General features: G+C 53.3%; 15 protein-coding genes and 2 pseudogenes. 9 read left to right on the top strand and 8 right to left on the bottom strand.

The window, feature by feature from the left end; genetic code table 11:
* Nucleotides 1–687: 687 nt before the first annotated feature.
* The 5 genes and pseudogenes from HMPREF2526_RS13795 to HMPREF2526_RS06430 all read right to left on the bottom strand — a co-directional run bounded on the left by HMPREF2526_RS13795 (nt 688) and on the right by HMPREF2526_RS06430 (nt 5,420).
* Nucleotides 688–1,380, bottom strand: coding sequence for an ABC transporter ATP-binding protein (locus HMPREF2526_RS13795; protein WP_371326145.1), 693 nt, complete (start codon nt 1,378–1,380; stop codon nt 688–690).
* 263 nt (nt 1,381–1,643) lie between these two features.
* A pseudogene (locus tag HMPREF2526_RS13800) lies at nt 1,644–2,130 on the bottom strand (ATP-binding cassette domain-containing protein); the annotation flags it as partial.
* Nucleotides 2,131–2,150: 20 nt separating this feature from the next.
* Nucleotides 2,151–2,942, bottom strand: coding sequence for an ABC transporter permease subunit (locus HMPREF2526_RS06420; RefSeq protein ID WP_035010177.1), 792 nt, complete (start codon nt 2,940–2,942; stop codon nt 2,151–2,153).
* On the bottom strand, nt 2,939–3,886 hold the full coding sequence (locus tag HMPREF2526_RS06425) for an ABC transporter permease (protein WP_035010180.1): 948 nt from the start codon (nt 3,884–3,886) through the stop codon (nt 2,939–2,941). The genes HMPREF2526_RS06420 and HMPREF2526_RS06425 overlap by 4 nt, the downstream gene beginning before the upstream one ends.
* A 1-nt stretch (nt 3,887) precedes the next feature.
* Nucleotides 3,888–5,420 (bottom strand): ABC transporter substrate-binding protein, encoded by a 1,533-nt coding sequence (locus HMPREF2526_RS06430; protein WP_035010183.1) that lies wholly within the window; start codon nt 5,418–5,420, stop codon nt 3,888–3,890.
* Nucleotides 5,421–5,584: 164 nt separating this feature from the next.
* On the opposite strand from HMPREF2526_RS06430, the gene HMPREF2526_RS13610 reads away from it, so the two are divergent.
* The 8 genes from HMPREF2526_RS13610 to HMPREF2526_RS06465 all read left to right on the top strand — a co-directional run bounded on the left by HMPREF2526_RS13610 (nt 5,585) and on the right by HMPREF2526_RS06465 (nt 14,775).
* Complete coding sequence (locus tag HMPREF2526_RS13610; protein WP_232745341.1) at nt 5,585–6,139, top strand: Fe(II)-2OG oxygenase family protein; 555 nt, start codon at nt 5,585–5,587, stop codon at nt 6,137–6,139.
* A complete protein-coding gene (locus HMPREF2526_RS13615; protein WP_232745339.1) occupies nt 6,103–6,552 on the top strand; it encodes a TauD/TfdA family dioxygenase in 450 nt (149 codons plus the stop codon). The genes HMPREF2526_RS13610 and HMPREF2526_RS13615 overlap by 37 nt, the downstream gene beginning before the upstream one ends.
* The gene (locus tag HMPREF2526_RS06440) at nt 6,549–7,541 is read left to right on the top strand and encodes an ornithine cyclodeaminase (protein WP_070546513.1); all 993 of its coding nucleotides are present in this window, start codon (nt 6,549–6,551) and stop codon (nt 7,539–7,541) included. Before HMPREF2526_RS13615 ends, HMPREF2526_RS06440 begins: the two co-directional genes overlap by 4 nt.
* On the top strand, nt 7,535–8,923 hold the full coding sequence (locus HMPREF2526_RS12905; RefSeq protein ID WP_076772194.1) for an alanine racemase: 1,389 nt from the start codon (nt 7,535–7,537) through the stop codon (nt 8,921–8,923). Before HMPREF2526_RS06440 ends, HMPREF2526_RS12905 begins: the two co-directional genes overlap by 7 nt.
* Before the next feature lie 18 nt (nt 8,924–8,941).
* Entirely contained in the window at nt 8,942–10,003 is a 1,062-nt protein-coding gene (locus HMPREF2526_RS12910; protein ID WP_035011700.1) for a PLP-dependent cysteine synthase family protein, read from the top strand.
* Nucleotides 10,003–11,439 (top strand): MATE family efflux transporter, encoded by a 1,437-nt coding sequence (locus HMPREF2526_RS06455; RefSeq protein ID WP_035010194.1) that lies wholly within the window; start codon nt 10,003–10,005, stop codon nt 11,437–11,439. Before HMPREF2526_RS12910 ends, HMPREF2526_RS06455 begins: the two co-directional genes overlap by 1 nt.
* Before the next feature lie 74 nt (nt 11,440–11,513).
* Nucleotides 11,514–11,756: a hypothetical protein gene (locus HMPREF2526_RS06460; RefSeq protein ID WP_070546515.1), complete on the top strand. Its 243-nt coding sequence runs from the start codon at nt 11,514–11,516 to the stop codon at nt 11,754–11,756.
* A gap of 1,318 nt (nt 11,757–13,074) precedes the next feature.
* Complete coding sequence (locus HMPREF2526_RS06465) at nt 13,075–14,775, top strand: hypothetical protein (RefSeq protein ID WP_141756287.1); 1,701 nt, start codon at nt 13,075–13,077, stop codon at nt 14,773–14,775.
* A 76-nt stretch (nt 14,776–14,851) separates the two neighbouring features.
* Here the strand turns inward: HMPREF2526_RS06465 and HMPREF2526_RS13805 are convergent, their stop codons facing one another.
* On the bottom strand, nt 14,852–15,184 hold the full coding sequence (locus HMPREF2526_RS13805) for a helix-turn-helix domain-containing protein (protein WP_070546520.1): 333 nt from the start codon (nt 15,182–15,184) through the stop codon (nt 14,852–14,854).
* A gap of 126 nt (nt 15,185–15,310) precedes the next feature.
* Here HMPREF2526_RS13805 and glgB point away from each other — a divergent pair, with 126 nt between their 5' ends.
* Nucleotides 15,311–17,431, top strand: coding sequence for a 1,4-alpha-glucan branching protein GlgB (gene glgB / locus HMPREF2526_RS06475; RefSeq protein ID WP_070546522.1), 2,121 nt, complete (start codon nt 15,311–15,313; stop codon nt 17,429–17,431).
* Between the two features lie 91 nt (nt 17,432–17,522).
* On the opposite strand, the gene HMPREF2526_RS06480 is transcribed toward glgB, so the two are convergent.
* Together HMPREF2526_RS06480 and HMPREF2526_RS06485 are read right to left on the bottom strand one after the other, a co-directional pair.
* Nucleotides 17,523–17,921, bottom strand: coding sequence for an arsenate-mycothiol transferase ArsC (locus tag HMPREF2526_RS06480; RefSeq protein ID WP_070546525.1), 399 nt, complete (start codon nt 17,919–17,921; stop codon nt 17,523–17,525).
* Between the two features lie 47 nt (nt 17,922–17,968).
* Nucleotides 17,969–18,266, bottom strand: a pseudogene (locus HMPREF2526_RS06485) (hypothetical protein); the annotation flags it as partial.

Genomic DNA, 18,266 nt, shown 5'->3' on the forward strand with positions numbered 1-18,266 from the left:
ATCAGGTGTCTACCAAACAGGGGTCAGGTCCAAGCGCTGCAGCCCGTCTTCGTGCGCAGGAACGCATCAAACAGCGCCGACAGCAGCAACAGCAGCGTGACCGTGATGGCGGTATGGAGCTGTAGGGACCCGCTACACGCCCTGTATGGTCCTGTAGCGGCCTAACAGGGTGTCGCCGGGCCAGTGCCCAACGACAGCGCTAAAACCGCTCTAATTCAGCGAAAATCGGAGAATTAGAGCGGTTGTTTTGTGTAGCGGTAATCCTGTAGTGCAGTGAAATGACATGTGTAATAGCGCGTCTGCTGTGCTATTGAAGAGGTACTGAAACAACGCATCTACAGTGCTGTTCAATGGACAGTAGATGAGCACGTAGAAAGTGCAGTAAAAGTGCCCGCAGAGGGTGCTGCAGAATTACAGTGTCATTTAAATGGTCAATAAACGTGCTAATGAAATGACGCGCAATTTAACTGCGCAGTAAATGTGCCAATGAAATGGTGTGTCATTAAACGTGTCAGTTAAGTGGTCGATGTAGTGACACACCACTTAACTGTGCAATAAACGTGTCAATTAAGTTGCACGCCACTACAGAGTGATGATGGTGCTGAAGCACATCCCGCGCCCGATCTTCAAGATGCTGCCTATTTAAGGTCTGGAGGGGACCAAGGCCCGAATAGCAGGGCTTTGGTCTCAACCCACAGCTGCAGTTCCAATTGGGATAACCGTGGAGCAATACGATTGCAGCAGCTCATCATCGTGACTGACTAGAACTATGCCCATTCCCTCGCTGTTGAGTTCTTGCAGAACGCTCATCACTTTGGTCGCTGCTTGATAATCAAGCGCCGAGGTAATTTCATCGCAGAGCAGGAGCTTTGGGCGCACGGCTAGAGCACGTGCGATTGCAACACGCTGCCTCTGCCCTCCAGAGAGTCCACTTGGCTTACGCTGTGCGAGCTGCTTATCGATACCGACTTTATCGAGTAAATCTATTGCCGCTCGGCGTGCGTCACGGCGTCCCCTTACCGACACCCGGGCTGCACGCTCTACGGCATCGAGCGCGGTCATTTTCGGGTTCAACGTAGAGGCAGGATCCTGCGGAACTATCTGCATCATCAAACGATTCTTCCGTGGCCATGTACGCTTAGCTTCACGAGTTACACCAGCACATTCAATCTCACCCGACTCTGCGTGGTTTAGCCCGATTAGGCACCGAAGTAGTGTCGACTTTCCGCTTCCCGACGGTCCCTTGACCCCAACCATAGTGCCACGCTGTACAGCGAAAGAGAGGCCCTGAAAAAGAGTCACGCGTTCATTATTCACGCAGCTCAGGTTGGAAACTCTTAAGACTGGAGACGCGCCCGCCCCTGCCCCCGCCCCCGGCATAGATTCACCAATCGAGGCTTTGGAGAGTTCTGTGACCTGGATGCCTTTCGTTACTGAACGCGGGCTGTGGCCAGAAGTCGTCTCTACACTCTGGCGTTCCACGCGCTGGGTGATCGAATCGCTTTTTTCCGTTCCATTCCCGACAGCCACGACCGAGTCAATGCAAATCGCAAGCTTAGGAACCTGGTGGGCGGTGAAAATGACCGTAACGCCACTATCCGCGAGGCCTCTTAGCAGATGAGCGATTACCGTCGAAGTATCGGAGTCAAGGCCGGCGAAGGGCTCATCAAGAGCGATGGCTTCAGGCGAACGCGATAGTGCCCGAGCCAGTGCCACCCGTCGCTGCTGTCCACCAGAAAGCTGGTGAATACGTCGGGAAGCAATGCTGGCTGGAAGATCTACACGCTGCAGCAACGCTGCAACGTCGGCCGCTGGAGCTAGCTCCCGGAGCATCCGGGCTACTGACATCAATGGTGGCAACTCGGCGCCCGGATCCTGTCCTACGAAAGCAATGTGCTCACGGCGAAAATGAGCTAATTCACATGATGAAAGCTCCAGCGGGTTTACATCTCGCCACTCACTGGACTCGACAGAAACCTCACCAATTACTTCCGATCTCTCCGGTACCGCACCAATCAATGCCTTTAAAAGTGAGGTCTTCCCGGAGCCGCTCACCCCAGTTAAAACCGTAATTTCACCCGCTCGGGCAGTGAGCACTGTGCGGGGTAGGATAACGTGCCCGCTTTGCATCACGGAAATATCTACATCAATCACGAGCTCGGCACATCCTTCGGTTCCTTCTGCCTCCCATTAATCAGGGCCACTACAGCAATCGATGTCGCTGCCAACGCGGCGGCTGGTGCAAGTACTGACCAGGGGTTCAGTGATATTCCACTCGCGTTATCCCGCACCATCGCTGACCATGCAAACTCACCGAGGCTTCTCCCGACCCCAAGGAAGCTCGCCGTAGCCAGCACATACAGCGCTTCGATAATGCGAAGACTCCATACCGAACGAAGTACTGCGGAAATATTGGGAATGATGTCCCGCAAGATTATCGAGACGGTCGATACGCCACTGCCCAGCGCAGCCTGAACATAACCAGCGTTAGCAACGGGATAGGTGGCGGTGGCGACCACACGGGCAGCATAAGGCGTACCCACCACAACCGAAACACCAATAAGCGCTGGTAGCCCACCATTGGGATACAAGACTGCGGTTAAAAGCAAAAGAATTACTGCGGGCACCAAGATGGTGACATCCGCCACTGCTTCAATAAAGAAGCCCAGTTTTGGCTTTAGCGACCCCAAGATACCGAATAGAGCGCCAAATGCCGTGGTCAAAGAACCGACGATAATTGCAGTTACGACCAAGGACCGGCCACCGACAAGCACTGCAGCGCCCACGCTTCTCCCCAGGTGTTCTGTTCCTAGGAAACCCTCCTCGTTACCGTTAGCGAAGGGCACGCCATGCGCCGACAGTTCAATGCCAAACAAACCAGCAGCGACCGGTCCGCCTAACACTAGGGCGATAAAGGCCCCCGCTAAAAACCTTCGAATCATAGTTGCACCTTCGGGGTGAATGCGACTTTTATTGCATCTGCCACAGTCAGCAACACCAATATGATCGCCCCTGTTACAGCAAGTACGGCAAGAATCACCGAGATATCCCGTTGCGCGACTGCATTAGACACCAAAAGCCCCACTCCAGGATGGTTAAATAACGCTTCGACTGTGACTGTCCCTGCTACCAAAACACCTGCTGTTGTAGCCATTGAAGTAGCAAATGTCGGTGCGGATAGCGGCAGGATATGTCGAAGTGCCAGCTGATTTCCCACGATTCCGTTTAGCTCAGCATTGCGGACCGCAGTGTTGTGAGAAGCATCCTCGAACGCTGCGAAAAGCATTCTCGAATTCCAGGCCGCCTGAGGAATTACCAGCGCCATAACCGGTAATGCGTACATACTTATCTGGGTTGGCAAGCCTTCCGCGGTGATAGTGACCGCGGGAAACCAACCAAGCCAGAGAGAGAATACCGCTACCAGAAACACACCAACGACAAACTCTGGTAGCGCAATTAATGCCACTGTCGATCGGTCAATAATGTGCGAAATCCAGGGTTTTTCAGCACGTGAAGCCCAAAAAATGGCGATTGCTACCGAAAGAACAGCAGTGACTAAAAATGCCATACCAGTTGTTGCCAGCGTCACAGGCAGCGCTGAACTCAGCAGATTAATAATCGGTACTCCGTTTACGGAAGTACCAAAGTCGCCCGCAAACGCACTTCCCAGCCAGCTCAGGAAGCGGGCCATAAGCGGCTTATCAAGATTCAGGTTTCTTTCTAGCGCTGCCAGAGCTTCCGGGGTCCGGTTTGCGCCCAAGATTGCGGAGGCAGCATTACCGGGCAGCCAATCAATCGCTACAAAAACAAGTCCGAGAACTGCGAAAAGTAAGCCTCCACGAATTATCAGCCGAGGAATAAGCCAACGCGCGATTTCCGCTGGCACACTAAGCCTTCTGGACGGTTTCAAGAAGGACACGACCATAGCCTGGAGCCTTAGGCAGACCACTCAAATTAGCTCTCGCAATATCGACTCCGTCAGATGCACCCCAGACCAGATACCCGGATCGCTCGAACTCAATCTTCTGCAGCTGGCGGCTTAGCTGGTTAATTCTCTCAGTATCGGTGCTTTCCAGTACCTGGTCATAGATCTCGTTGAATTCAGCATCATCAAATGCGGTCTCATTAGAGGCCGCGTCACCGTCGAGAACCTTCCCGGCGAAGAAGAGCACGGAATCGTTAGTTCCCCAATAGCCACAATATAGGTCTGCCTTGGTCCATGTCTCGTCGTAGAAAGTACCCGAATCCTGCTCCACTACATTGAGAGTCATGCCGATTTCTTTCACCTGATCAGCGATAACCTTCATCGCCTCTACTTGACCCGGAGCCTCAGGGGTAACGTACAAGTCATACGTTTTCTCAAGGTCAAAATCTGCCTCTTGGAGGAGATTCTTCGCTTTCACAACGTCACGCTTACGCACTAACGAAGAATCCAGGTTCGAATCTGCCGTTCCAAGAATGTCGTTTGCAGGGGTTCCATAACCGGAGAGAGCTCGTTGGATGATTTGCTCCCGATCAACTGCAAGGCGCAGCGCCTGACGAACTTTCACATCTGAGAAAGGCCCATCTGAGGTACGCATGATTAGTGGAATAACCGAGTCATTCATCCGGCGCACAATCTTTATATCTTCATTTCCTTCGACGGATCGGGCCGCAATAGGACCCGCAGCTTGAGCTAAGTCAATTTGCCCGGACAACAGCGCATTAGTCATTGCGGTGGAGTCTTCAAATGGAATGACATGGACCTCAGCAACTCCTGCTACTGTTCCGTGATAGTTATCGAAACGCTTGAGCTTAGCAGAACCATTTTCCCAACTGACCAGCTGGAACGGCCCCGATCCAATGGGCTTTTCAGCAGAAGAACCCTTCTTCATCACGAAGGTCATCAATCGCGCAAGCATCGGAAGCTGTGAATTCGGTTCCGCAGTTTCCATCACAACGACGTTGGCTCCAGCAGCACGAATGCTATCAGGCATCACTGGAAGCCGGAATGAGTTTTCCTCATCCGAAAGCATCTTCTTCAACGACCACACGACATCTTCAGATGTGACCGAGGAACCATCATGGAAGGTAGCACCGTCGGCAATCATAAATTCCCACTCAGTCGGATTATTCTGTTTCCATTCCTGCATCAGGCGTGGCACTACAGTTTCTTTCTCGCCCGGCACCGTCAGAGCCTCCCAGATCAGGGAGCTAATAAGCATATCTGAATCATTAGGCAAAAGCTGGTAAGGGTCTCGTTGAGCGCTTGCCGCTTTCCCGAGAGCCCCAACACGCAGCACATTAACGTTTTCGACTTCATCCCCACTGGCAGCCCCATCCCCTGCCGTCGACTCTCGTGACGTACACGCCGTCAGAAAAGTGCCTGTCCCAATAACTGCCATTGCAGCGAGGAATTGGCGTCGAGAAAAATTGGTCATGATGGTTCCTTAATCTCTAAGAAAGACTGCCCACAGGAGAAAAGACATTACTAACAACTACAGCAGCAGTAAAGCTTAGGCAAGCCTACTAACGAAATTCTTTTAAGAATAATTATCTAGGTCTCCCTTTACAGCATAGGTTACCCTCACCTAATCTCTTTGTCATGCAGAATTTGCACCTGAGCCAAGAACTCTCACACAGGATCGTTAAAGCTGCCGACGAACTGGCTGCGACACAGAAGATTAACTCTCCCGACTCGTACAATGCCATCAATCATCTTTTGACTGATGAGCTGGAGGAACTGAAAGAACTAATTCTGCTCTCCCCTACTGCCCATGCCACTTCCATCCATGGACTTCCCTTCCCTGCAGTTCACGGACCTACCCCAGCCACGTGGCAGGAATGCGTTGGCAAGGTCCGAACCTGGAGATTCGTTCTTGCGATTATCGCTAGCGCTGTCGGTCGCCCATTCGGATGGTTCGGACAGCAGAAAGGCCGTATCACCACAGACTTGGTGCCGACCCGCGGCCAGGAGAACCAGCAAGTTGGCGCCAGCAGCAACACCACATTGACTCTGCACACGGAAGATGCTTTTCATCCGCGGCGCGCGACGCACTTCGCTTTATTTGGTCTTCGTAACCCCAAAAATGTCGGCACTACGCTGGCCCCCATCGATGAAGCATGGCATCTACTCGATGTAGATTCGAAAAAATTCTAACCGGGGACGGAGCCATCATTATTCCAGATGCATCTTACGGTGATTACGAATATGCAGCTCCTACTGCCATGACATCAATCTGGAAAACTGATGGCAATTTAGGCATGAGGTTTGACCCCGCCTACACAGACAAAAATTCTGGAACCTTACAGTGGTGGGAGGCATTTGAGAAGCTTCAACAGGCTCTTCACACTGTCACCTATACGGTGCCTATAAAGCCAGGTCAGATGGTCATCATCAACAATGACCGATGCGCCCACGGACGAGTACCTTTCGTAGCCAACTACGACGGGACCGACCGCTGGATGCTACGCATCAACATTATGGGAACCAAAAACACACGCCCCATCAATGAAATCAACGAACCCGGCTACGGCCAACACATCCGATTTATGGATGGTGAAATCCTATGAAACAGCGAACTAACCTGACCGTCCTCAGCAGATCAGAATTAGCTCAAATAAAAATTTCACCCGAGTCCGTACTCGAGTCGGTGAAATCCGCTCTCATCGAGCTCGACCAGCCAGGAACTCTGTGCCCAGGGAAAATCAAAGTTGAAGTACCTGAAAGCGTGAGTTACTCGATGGTCGGCAGAAGTCGTTCTTCAAATTCCGTCGGATTCAAGACTTCCTATACCCATTGGAGCAAAACTCACCAACAAAGCGCCAGGGATAGAAGCTATTACACGACCCTCACACTGTACGACGATTCCAGCGGATATCCTATTGCACTTCTCGACGGCGCTGCGGCAGGAACTCTCAGAACCCCGGCAGTCTCAGCGCTATTGGCACAGTATGCTGGTGCAATTCCTCAGAGCGCTCTCATCATCGGTTCGGGAACCCAAGGACAAAACGCAGCCCCTTTTCTCCTTGAAACCTTTGAAACATTAAACACGATTTATCTCGCCGGCAGCCACAGCGTGGGACTAGAGAAAGGCGCCAAGATTGCATCAACAGCAGCAGTGAAGCTTGGCCGAAAAATAAGAATCAAGATTGTAGACGATCCTACAACTGTGAGTTCAAACTGTGATCTCATTATCGGGGCCGCTGGACCTGAGACTCGTTGTACTGTCACAGCATCCGATATTCCCCGGCACGCAACCGTCGTTGTTGTGGGCTACGGAATCGCCCCTGATATCTGTCATCAAGCGAGCAGAGTCATCACGACGAGTATCGAACAGATGAATGTTACCGGTCGCGATTACGCTGACACCGATGGTCGGTTGCCGAGTGTCCATGCCGAACTATCCGATTTGCTCCGCAAAGGGCGCAAACTGCCTCGTATTGACGAAACTACGTTTTGCTATAACAGCGGACTAGTTCTAACCGATATCGCTGTCGGCCAAATCCTCGCCAAGGAAGGTCTTAAGCAGGGATTCGGGACGGAGATATCCCTGTGGTAAGTGCCATATCATGCAAGATTGATGTTCCAAGCTGGCAAACGGCTCTGATTGGCTCAGGGAAACTTGACTTCATTGCTGAGCTTTCCGACACCCCTTTTCATGTCCTTTGCCCAAACCAATTTGCTCAAACACTTTCAGCCTGGCATACAACCGCTAAGGAAGTCGGCATTAAATTCGGTATCCGGTTTGGCAAAAAGGCAAATAAGTCCGCGCACTTCAGTCGCGAGATAGCACTGAGTGCTCTTCGTGGTTTCGACAGTGGAATCGATGTCGCCAGCGTCGAAGAGTTCCAATCATCTCTGGCCGCTGGTGTACCAGGAAATAAATTAATCATTACTGGTGCTACACCGAGTCGAGAACTTATCCATTTGGCAGTTTGCCACGATGCAACTCTAACGATTTCCAATGAAGTAGATTCAAGAATAATTTCCCAATTTGTCGACGAAATCGATACGCCTAATCAGCTCCGAGTTCTTCTCCGGATTGCGAACCAAACCCCCTCCACACGGTTTGGTATGAGCATCGATACCGCCTTGTCTCTAACCGCTCGTCTTAGCCAAGGCCGTGCCAACATCGAAATTACCGGCCTAAGTTTCCACTGCAACGGTTATGACCTCCACGAGAGGATAAACATGTCGCATCTGGCAATCGACACCCTACTCAAGGTGCGCTCCCTGTCTCCACGGGCCGACACTATTTCCATTGGAGGTGGATTTCCCACAAGCTCAGTCGAGTATGGAGTCTGGCGAAACCTGCAATCTCGACTAAAAAACGAAATGTTCATAGATTCGGATAAACCTAAAGACCAATATCCGTTCGGATCACCTTTATCCGGACAATACTCACTACGGTTTATAGCTAATCAACATCGCCCACTGACACGTCGAGATATGGAGTCCACTCGACGCAGCTCGGACTCCATGGCTCAGCGCGCTCATCGTCACAACATAAAGATTTTGGCAGAGCCTGGACGGTCTTTATGCCAGTTCGCGGGTGCTAGTTTCTTTCCTGTTCTTTCGTGTCACGCATTGCCCAATGCTGCACGGACAGTAACTGTCGTACGTGGAACTAGTCTCAGCCTCTCAGAGCAATGGTTCAACTCGGAGTATTATCCGGACCCATACCTTGTGCGCAACGGAGTCATTATCGACTCGGGAGTAGCTACCGCAACAGCAGTTTCCGGATCAACGTGCTTAGACAGCGATTATCTCAGCAAAAGAATGATTCAACTCCCCGACAGGCCTCGACCTGGAGATTTCCTAGTCTATCCCGACACAGCCGGGTATCAAATGGACTCGAACGAGTCTGCTTTCCACGGATATCGGATTCCTCAGAAATACGCCTTTAATCCTGTCACCATGACCATCACGGAAGATCGCTAGAACAGAGGCCAAATAAAGATGCCAAAAAGAATTTATACGCAGATGTCTCAACTCATTGGCAATACTCCTCTGTTCGAGCTTGTCTGTACGCCCCAGAAAAGTCGCGTTTTGCTTAAGCTCGAGCAATTCAACCCAACTGGAAGTGCGAAAATCCGGATGGCCCAGTCGATGATTAAGGCGGCAGAGCAGGATAACCGACTTCAAGAGCATGGCACTATCGTTGAATCGACTTCCGGTAATACTGGACAGGGCTTAGCACTTCTTGCACTTGAGCGCGGATACGACTTCGTAGCAGTCGTCGATAATCATTCTTGTAAAGATAAATTGAACTCCATGCGTGCAATGAATGCACAGATGTGCTTCGTTTCCAATCAAGATGACGATTCGCTCGCCACATCGGCTAGAGAAAACCATGCTGAGGAGCTCGGCAAACAACACGGCTGGGTATTCATGAAGCAGCATGACAATGTCGCAAACTCGATGGGTTATTACCCTGCAGCTGATGAAATTTTGAATGATCTTGGGGAAAGTCCGACTCATATCATTAGTGCCGTAGGCACAGGTGGAAGCCTCTTTGGAGTTACTGAACGTCTCCATCAATTGGGACACCGTCCCACTATTATAGGCGTCGAACCGGAAGGTTCCATTGCATTCGGTGCTCCTGGACACGACTATTGGCAATCTGGAACGGGCACCCCCGAAGGTGCAGTTATCGGCACTTCAGTTCGCTACGACTTACTCGACTACGGAGCAAAGGTATCCGACAAAGCAGCTTTCGCTGCATGCCGAACAATCGGAAAGCACATGGGGCTTCTACTGGGAGGATCTGCTGGCGGAGCCGTAATAGCAGCCCTCGAGCTCCTGCCGGGCTTTCCCGCTGGCTCTACATCGTTGACCATGGTGTGCGATGGAGGGGAAAAGTATCTAGATACCGTATTCAACGATGAGTGGATGTCCGAACGTGGTTTACTCGATGTCGCCCTCGAGGACAAAATTTGGGAACAAGTTATGTCATTGCGCGCTGGGGAAAGCCCAATTTCGCTAAATTCAACACGAGTTTCATGGTCGAAGGAAAAGTAGTGCCCGGAGCTACCTCTCAGAAACTAAACCGCCAGATTTTGGCGTTGTCTCTTCCCCTTGCCGGCACACAGCTTGCGAATATCGCAATTTCAACCACCGACACTTTCATGATGGGCCAACTTAGCCTCGGGGCTCTTGCTGGCGGAGGTTTGGCAGTTGTGTGGTTTAACCAGATACGCACAATGGCCGTGGGCCTATTAACACCGCTGGGCAATAGAATTGCGTCGGCTCATTCACTCTACGAAAGCAAATCTCGCGAGCGAGCGGACTCCGAACTATCTGCCGCTACGCTGCAACGCGAAATTCGCAACCTCTCACGCGCCGGCTGGCTATTAGCAACTGTCAGCGGTCTAGTGGGAGCACTGGTTCTGATGGCGATTGCCTACGCCCTACCGTTTTTCGGCCAGTCCGCTGAGATTAGTTCCGCAGCCACTTCCATGATGTGGTTGCTCGCGCCAGGTCTTGTTCCTTGTTTGTGGTTCCAAGTCTCCCGTCAGTTTTGTGTAGGCCTCGGCAAACCAAAATCGCTACTACACATAACCGTGGCGATGATCGTAGTGAATGCAGCGTTGAACTACGCGCTCGGTTTTGGATTCGGGCCGTTTCCTGCATTGGGTCTGCTAGGCATTGGACTGTCCACCACACTGGTTCATTTATTGTCGGCCCTAATTTATCTGCGAATCACCATCCGAGATCCCGACCTCTCAACTTTTCTTGCCCTCGATTTCTGGAGTGCCGACGGAGACACGATGCACGGAAGGCTCCGTCACCTCGTCCGCACTCAGCTTCGTCTGGGGCTTCCAGTCTCAGCAACCTACGGAGCCGAAGCGGGCATGTTTTCTGTGCTGGCGATGGTCATGGGATCCTTTGGCACAGAAGCACTCGCAGCGCACAACGTCGTCTATCAAATAACCTTTATTGTTTTCCAGATTGGTGTTGGGTTCTCCCACGGCAGCTCTATTCTTGTGAGTCGCGCTTGGGGTCTGAATGACAACTCCCTTGCACGCCAAGTCGGCATTCGAACTCAAACGATGATGGCTGCCATCGTTGCTGTTGCTTCCGTCAGCTTTCTTTGCGCTCCCCGCCTCGTACTTTCCCCATTTATAAGCAGCTCCGAGAAATCCAATGCCACCGAGACATTAAGCATCGCATTGGGGTTGTTGGCTATTGGCGCAGTGATGGAATTTGTCGATACTGCACAAAACATAGCTATCGGTCTCCTGCGCGGGATTAGCGACACCACTACTGGTTTGAAGGCATCCCTCACTGGTTATTGGATTATAGGTTTGCCAGCTGCTTTAATACTTGCTTTTCCCATCGGTCTAGGGCCTCACGGGGTGTGGTGGGGATTGGTCATCGGGCTTGCCAGTTCTTCAATAATCCTTTGGAGAGCTTTCCTTCTCGCGACGCGTAAAGACCTTACCGTGAAACTCTAAAGAACTCGTCCCTCAAAGCGATATCCACGTCGCAGGTATCCGGTCGTTCACGTTCGTGTGCAACACTTAAAAGCATGGTTGACAAGCAGGCCGACACCTCATCATGCAGCGAAGCCCAACAGGCTTCGCCAGCTTTTGACGAAACTACAGAGTTTTCCACAAACCGGCTCGCAGGCGAGTTCACCGACGAAGACCGTTACGAGATTTTCAATGATGACCAGCTCTCCCTCAAGGCTGCCTTGATTTACCTGGTCGCAGCGCTTGCGGGCGGTTCGGTTATCGCTCTGGCGTCCTGGTTCGCCTTCCACCGCAGCTGAGTGGGCGATGTAGTGGTGAATAGATGTACGGATGTAGTGCGTAGTGAGGTAGCTAGTACACAGCGCAACGAAACAGCGCATGGAATGGCTCATGTAATGCACTGTGTAGTGACAGGGCCTCTAGAGCAGGCACGGTAGCGATCCCCTACTGGACGGCAACGGCGTCGCAGCAGCACCATTACGACTGTGCTCTTGCTGCTTACCGTTTTGTTGCGCACTCCCCTAGCGCACCGCATATACGGTGTGATAACGTGTCAATGTTGGTAATTGTTGTTCACACTTTTCGGTTGTAACCGATTACTCATTACCAGCCTGAACACCTGGTAGAGCCGTGAACTCGAATATCAACCCTTCATGAGAAGAGGGAATATAACAGGTTGTAATCCAATATCAACCACACAATACGCCCCGGTAGATACTTCTATCGGGGCGTATTTATATGTCAGCAATAAATGGCGGGCATACATTTTTATGTAGCGCATTGTGAATTGTTATCCCCAAAGGTAATGTAATTGTTAGCTGTTAATTGTTATTCACCCTTTCAAGGTGAATGACACTTTCCTGCATGTAGTGCGGGACAGCTACGTTTTATCCACTTCTTTTCTTTGGAGGTTTCGCCATGTCCATGGCAAAAATTCGTTTTTCTCGTAAGACCCTGGCTATTGCGCTCGCTGCAGGTGTGTCTTTCGGTGGCGTAACAGTTCCGCAAATTGCTGGTGTTGAAGGTGTGACTGCCGTCGCATCTGCTGCTGAGACCATTGAGACCGGTAAAGACTACCCCGTCTTCGATAAAACTGTTTGGGAGAAAACCCCTGGTGGACCAGGTACAACAAACTATGCTGTAGTCGTTTCACACTCTGATGTCGAAAAAGGTAGTTTCACCATCAACAATGTTGTTGAGGATGGTAAAAACACGACGGCAAAACTCCCAGAAGACAGGTCTCAGGATGAACTCGATGGCTTTGATTCAATCAACCTATCTCCAGGGGGCGATCTGACCGTTAATTACAAGCCCGGAGTAAAACGCAGCTGGACCGGTATTCGAATTGAACTAACAGACACAATCAGCAAACAAGTACGCGAGCTCTACGTATGGCCAATCGAAGCTACTCGTCTGAACACGCCTGTTGTTTCAGTGAGTAAAGACGATAACGGTGTATGGCGAGGTGCCTTGCCAGAAGTGGATGTGTATTTCGGAACAGAAGCTGAGGGATTAGAGGGAACAACAACCGATTTTTACCGTTTCCCTCGATTGGGACAGCCTTCCAACGTCTCCGTACCCGGTGATACAGACTATAACGACCCGTCGACAAACATCATGTCTGTTGGCAACAAGGCCGTGGTTGACGGACAAGGTACTTGGGAGTTCAGTGAGAAAGAAGTAACATTTACTCCAGAAAAGGGGTTCACTGGTAAGCCCACATTCCCGCGCATTGCCGTAATAGACGCGGGGGCCGTAAACACCTGGGCCAACTACCTCATGTACTATGCCAGTAACGACAGCTTGTTTACTGATAAAGACACCCAGTGGTACCTCTATTACAATGCCGCGTTTATTGTGCCTGAGGATATGAAGGCTGAGGCTGAAAAAGACCCGGACTTCAACCCGAACATTCCGACCCCGGCTCCCGCAGAGGACCTCCATGTCACCAACGTAGAGAAGGACAAGAAGGGTGACTACGTAGTCACGCGCTCTGATGGCAAGCCCTGGACCATTGAGTTGAAGGACATCCGCGACAAGCTCGCTGAGTTGGACAAGAAGGACACTGTCTCCCCCGAAGATCTCGCCAAGGTGAAGGACGATCTCAACAAGAAGATCGAGGACATCACCGACAAGGTCGGCCCGCTCGAAGACGCAGTGAACGACAACACTGACGCGATCAAGGATCTGCGAAAGGATCTCAATGACCTTGAAGGTCGCGTCGATGGTCTTGAGGACCGCATCGATGCGCTCGAAGACGCCGTGATCAAGGAAGTCCGCGACAACGGCGACGGCACCTACACGCTGATCCGTGAAAACGGCGATGAGGTCAAGGGCAACATCGATACTTCCGGCTCCGTGACCAACATTAAGACTGACGGCAAGGGCAACCTCGTCATTACCATCGACGGCAAGGACAAGAAGGTTCCGCTTGATCAGGTGAAGATCACTGAGTCCAACAAGGGCACACCCGATCACACTGTGACCATCACTACGCCGGATGGTAAGTCTGTCACCTTCAACGTCTTCGACAACTACGTCGTGGACGTGAAGCGCGAGAAGGACGGTAACTACAAGGTTGTCCGTAACGACGGCACCGAATGGGTTATTAACCTCAAGGACATCCGCGACAAGATCGCAGCTCTGGAGGCGAAGGAATCGCCGTCCCGCGATGAGTTCAACAAGGTCAAGGACGAGATCGATAACCTCAAGAAGGAAATTGATGGCCTCAAGGCTACTGATAAGAAGCTTGAGGATGATATCGCCAACATCAAGAACGACATCACCAACCTTGATATCCGTATCACCAAGATCGAGTCTCGCCTGACTGCTGTCGAAGACCGCACTGATGCACTGACCAAGTGCGTTGCAGGTGCAGGCGCTGCGGGTATCCCTGCTCTGCTGTCGATTCCGCTGATGGTGATGACTCAGCTCAACATCCCTGGCATTAAGGACCTCAACACGCAGATCCAGAAGCAAATCGGTATCTACAACCCTGATCTGGCACGTGCTTGGGAGCGTAGCGGTGGTGTGCTGCAGGCTGGTGCTGTCCTGGCGGGTTTGGCTGGCATCATCGGTAGCATCGCTTACATTGCTAACCAGTGTGATCCGATGATGAAGACCCCAGCTGGTCAGGATACTGATCTGGGCAAGCTCAGCTCAAAGGTAGAGAAGGCCAAGACCGAATCTTCTTCTAAGAAGACTGAGTCTGAGAAGACAGAGCAGAACACTCCGGCAGAGTCTGCTGCAGAAGCTGAGGCTAACACTGACGCAGAGGCTGCTACAGCGCCGTCCGAGGAGCTTGTAGATGCGCAGTAATCACTAGGCTCATCAGAGCATAAAACACCCTGTAGCGGGCTGCTACAGGGTGTTTTCGCGTTGTTGGTAAAGGTTCTTATCTCCGGTACTGCGCAAGGCTGTCCTGTACGACCTCAAGTGCCGGCCAGAGCTGTAATCCCAGCGCTAACTCACACGCTGCAAGGTGCTCAGCGCGCGGCCACTGCTCGCCTGTCACGATTTTGCGCAGTGTCGCGTAGTTAACACCGGTCAGTGCATCTAACTGTCGCCAGGACAAGCCACGGGCTTCACGCTCAGCGCTTAAGCGCGCAACAGCCAGCCTCACGCTCTCCACGTGGGGTGCTTGTGTGATACGTGCTGTATCCGCTGCTCTACGCTCAGGCCAGTGTGGGTAGTACTCCAGCGGCAGCACGGTCACGGGACGTGCCATGGTCTATTTCCTTTGTGTGTAGGTACTGCGTTGTAAGTCTAGTAGAGGCGAAAAAATAACCCCACAGGGAAGCGCGGGGTTTCTTTTAGGCCCCGCGAGCGGGCGTTGTTCGGTAATTTGGTCTGTATGAACATCCCGGCCTCAGACCTCGAACGCCTCAACCACTGCCGCCACCACGCGCCCCATGATTTCTATGGGTGGCACGACGGAACCGTCCGCACTCGCCGCCCCGGTGCCGAAGCCGTCGAACTCGTCACCGCTTCCGAGACCCTCGCCATGCGCGCGGTTGGGGATGATATCTGGGAGGCCCCGCTCGCTGAGGAAGCAGACTACCGCCTGCGCATCACGTACCCTGGCCGGCCCGCGGTCGAGGTAGCAGACGGCTACCACTTCCTGCCCACCCTGGGCACCCTGGATCAGCACCTCATCGGCGAGGGCCGCCACGAACGCTTGTGGGAAGTGCTCGGTGCCAACCTCAAGAGCTACACCACCGACATGGGAGTAGTCGAAGGCACGGCGTTTGCTGTGTGGGCACCCAACGCAGAGGGCGTGGCCGTGGTCGGTGACTTCTGCGGCTGGAACCCGACCCAATACCCCATGCGCAGCCTCGGCTCCACGGGCATTTGGGAAGTCTTTATTCCTGGAGTGGGCGAAGGCGAGCGCTATAAGTTTGCCGTCCACGGCAAGAACTCCCCGCGCATTGATAAGGCAGACCCCCTGGCCAAGCGCACCATTGCCCCGCCGGAGACCGCCTCCGTGGTGGCCCGCTCCAACTTCGAGTGGAGCGATGAAGAGTGGATGAACAACCGCAACGGCGACCTCGACGTCCCGATGAGCGTCTACGAGCTGCACGTCGGTTCCTGGAAGGTGGGTGCTAACTACAACACCTTGCGCGAAGAGCTCATCCCCTACCTGCTGGAGCACGGCTTTACCCACGTGGAACTGCTGCCCGTGGCCGAGCACCCCTTCGGCGGATCCTGGGGCTACCAGGTCTCCGGCTACTACGCTCCCTCCGCGCGCTGGGGCACCCCGGACGAGCTACGCGCGCTCATCAACGACCTGCACAAGGCAGGCATCGGCGTCTTCGTTGACTGGGTTCCCGCGCACTTCCCCAAGGATGAGTGGGCGCTGGGCCGCTTCGATGGGCAGGCACTCTACGAGCACCCGGATCCGCGCCGCGGCGAACAGGCTGACTGGGGCACGTACGTCTTCGATTTCGGCCGCAACGAGGTGCGCAATTTCCTCGTGGCTAACGCCCTGTACTGGGCTGAGGAGTTCCACGTGGATGGCCTGCGAGTCGACGCCGTTGCTTCCATGCTCTACCTGGACTACTCCCGCGAGGAATGGCTGCCCAATATCTACGGCGGGCGCGAGAACCTTGAGGCCGTCCAATTCCTCCAGGAAACCAACGCCACCCTGAACCGCACCCACCCGGGCGTGCTGACCATCGCGGAAGAGTCCACCTCCTGGCCGGGCGTGACCGCACCGACCCACGAGGGCGGACTGGGCTTTAGCCTGAAGTGGAACATGGGCTGGATGAACGACACCCTGGAGTACTTCAAACACGAACCGATTCACCGCCGCTACCACCACGGCGAGCTCACCTTCTCCATGGTCTACGCCTACTCGGAGCGCTACGTGCTCCCCTTTAGCCACGACGAGGTGGTGCACGGCAAGGGCTCCTTGTGGGAGCGCATGCCGGGCGATGACTGGAACAAGGCCGCGGGCCTGCGCGCACTGTATGGCTACATGTTCTCCCACCCGGGCAAGCAGCTGATGTTCATGGGCCAGGAGTTTGGCCAGACCACCGAATGGGCAGAGGGCCACTCCGTGGATTGGTCCAACTTGGAGGGCTGGGGCAACGAGTGGCACCACGGCATTAAGCGCCTGGTGCGCGACCTCAACGCGGTGTACAAGCAACAGCCAGCCCTGTGGACCCAGGACTTTACACAGGACGGCTTCCAATGGGTCAAGGCTGATGACTCGAATAACAACATGCTCGGGTACGTGCGCTATGGCAAGGACGGCTCTGCCCTGTTGGCGGTGTGCAACTTCTCCGGCAGCTCCGTGCCGAACTATGACCTCTGGGTGCCGCGCGACGGTGAATGGGAGCTAGTCATCAACACAGACGACGCCGTCTACCAGGGTGCTGGCAACGACCTTGCCCACCGCGTACGCTCCGAAGGCAACCACGTCCAGCTGCACCTGCCGGCCAACTCGGTGCAGTGGTATACCTTCCGCGGCTAGTTTCTCAAAGCACAACTGCCTGATCTGCCAAAGATCACCGCTGAGATCGAATTCCAGCCCCTGGTTTTGGCAACTCGGGCAGTTTTAGTCTTCAGTCCTGCGCGTGAACATCAAGGAAAGCTCGTACACGAGCATCAATGTCATCGCGCAGCGCATCCATACGCTCATCTCCCTCTAGGCCGCGTACGGACGGGTCCTCAATCTCCCAACGCTCAGCCACTCCGTCATAGTCGGCATCACCGACGACGATGACGTGGTCCACCGAAGACGCAAGGTCGCGGTCAATCAACGTCGGCGTACCTGCCATGTCGGCGCCGACCTTTGCAAGGGAGGCCTGCGCCTCAGCATTAACGCCCTGCGCACGGTGCTGTTCAGTGGTCTTTACGCCTGCGGAGTGAACTTCCCAATCGGGCGCATGCTTCCTAGCTAAGGCAGCCGCCATCTGAGACTTACCGCGGTTGGTGTTACAAAGAAAAAGTACGGAGGTCATACCTCCGTACTGTAATCCAGTTTCGGTGTGGCAGTAGGACCAGAGCGCTAGTTCTTCTTCACCGCGTAGTACACCGGCAGAGACTTCCAGTTGAACGTCACGTCCTGGACGTTCTCCGACCACCCGCCGACCACGTTCGGGTAGAACAGCGGGATCGAAGGAAGGTCACGCAGCAGCAGCTCCTGTGCCTGGTTGTAGAGCTTTGCGGCTTCCTCCTCATTTGCGGCGCCGTTGGCCTTGACGATGAGCTCATCAAACTCCGGGTTGGAGTACTTCGAGTCATTGGAAGCCACACCCGTGGTGAAGTTTGGCGGCCCTTCCGGTTTTAGAGTGCGTTGATTTTGT

The organism is Corynebacterium sp. HMSC070E08 (genome assembly GCF_001808895.1).
GTDB lineage: Bacteria > Actinomycetota > Actinomycetes > Mycobacteriales > Mycobacteriaceae > Corynebacterium > Corynebacterium hiratae.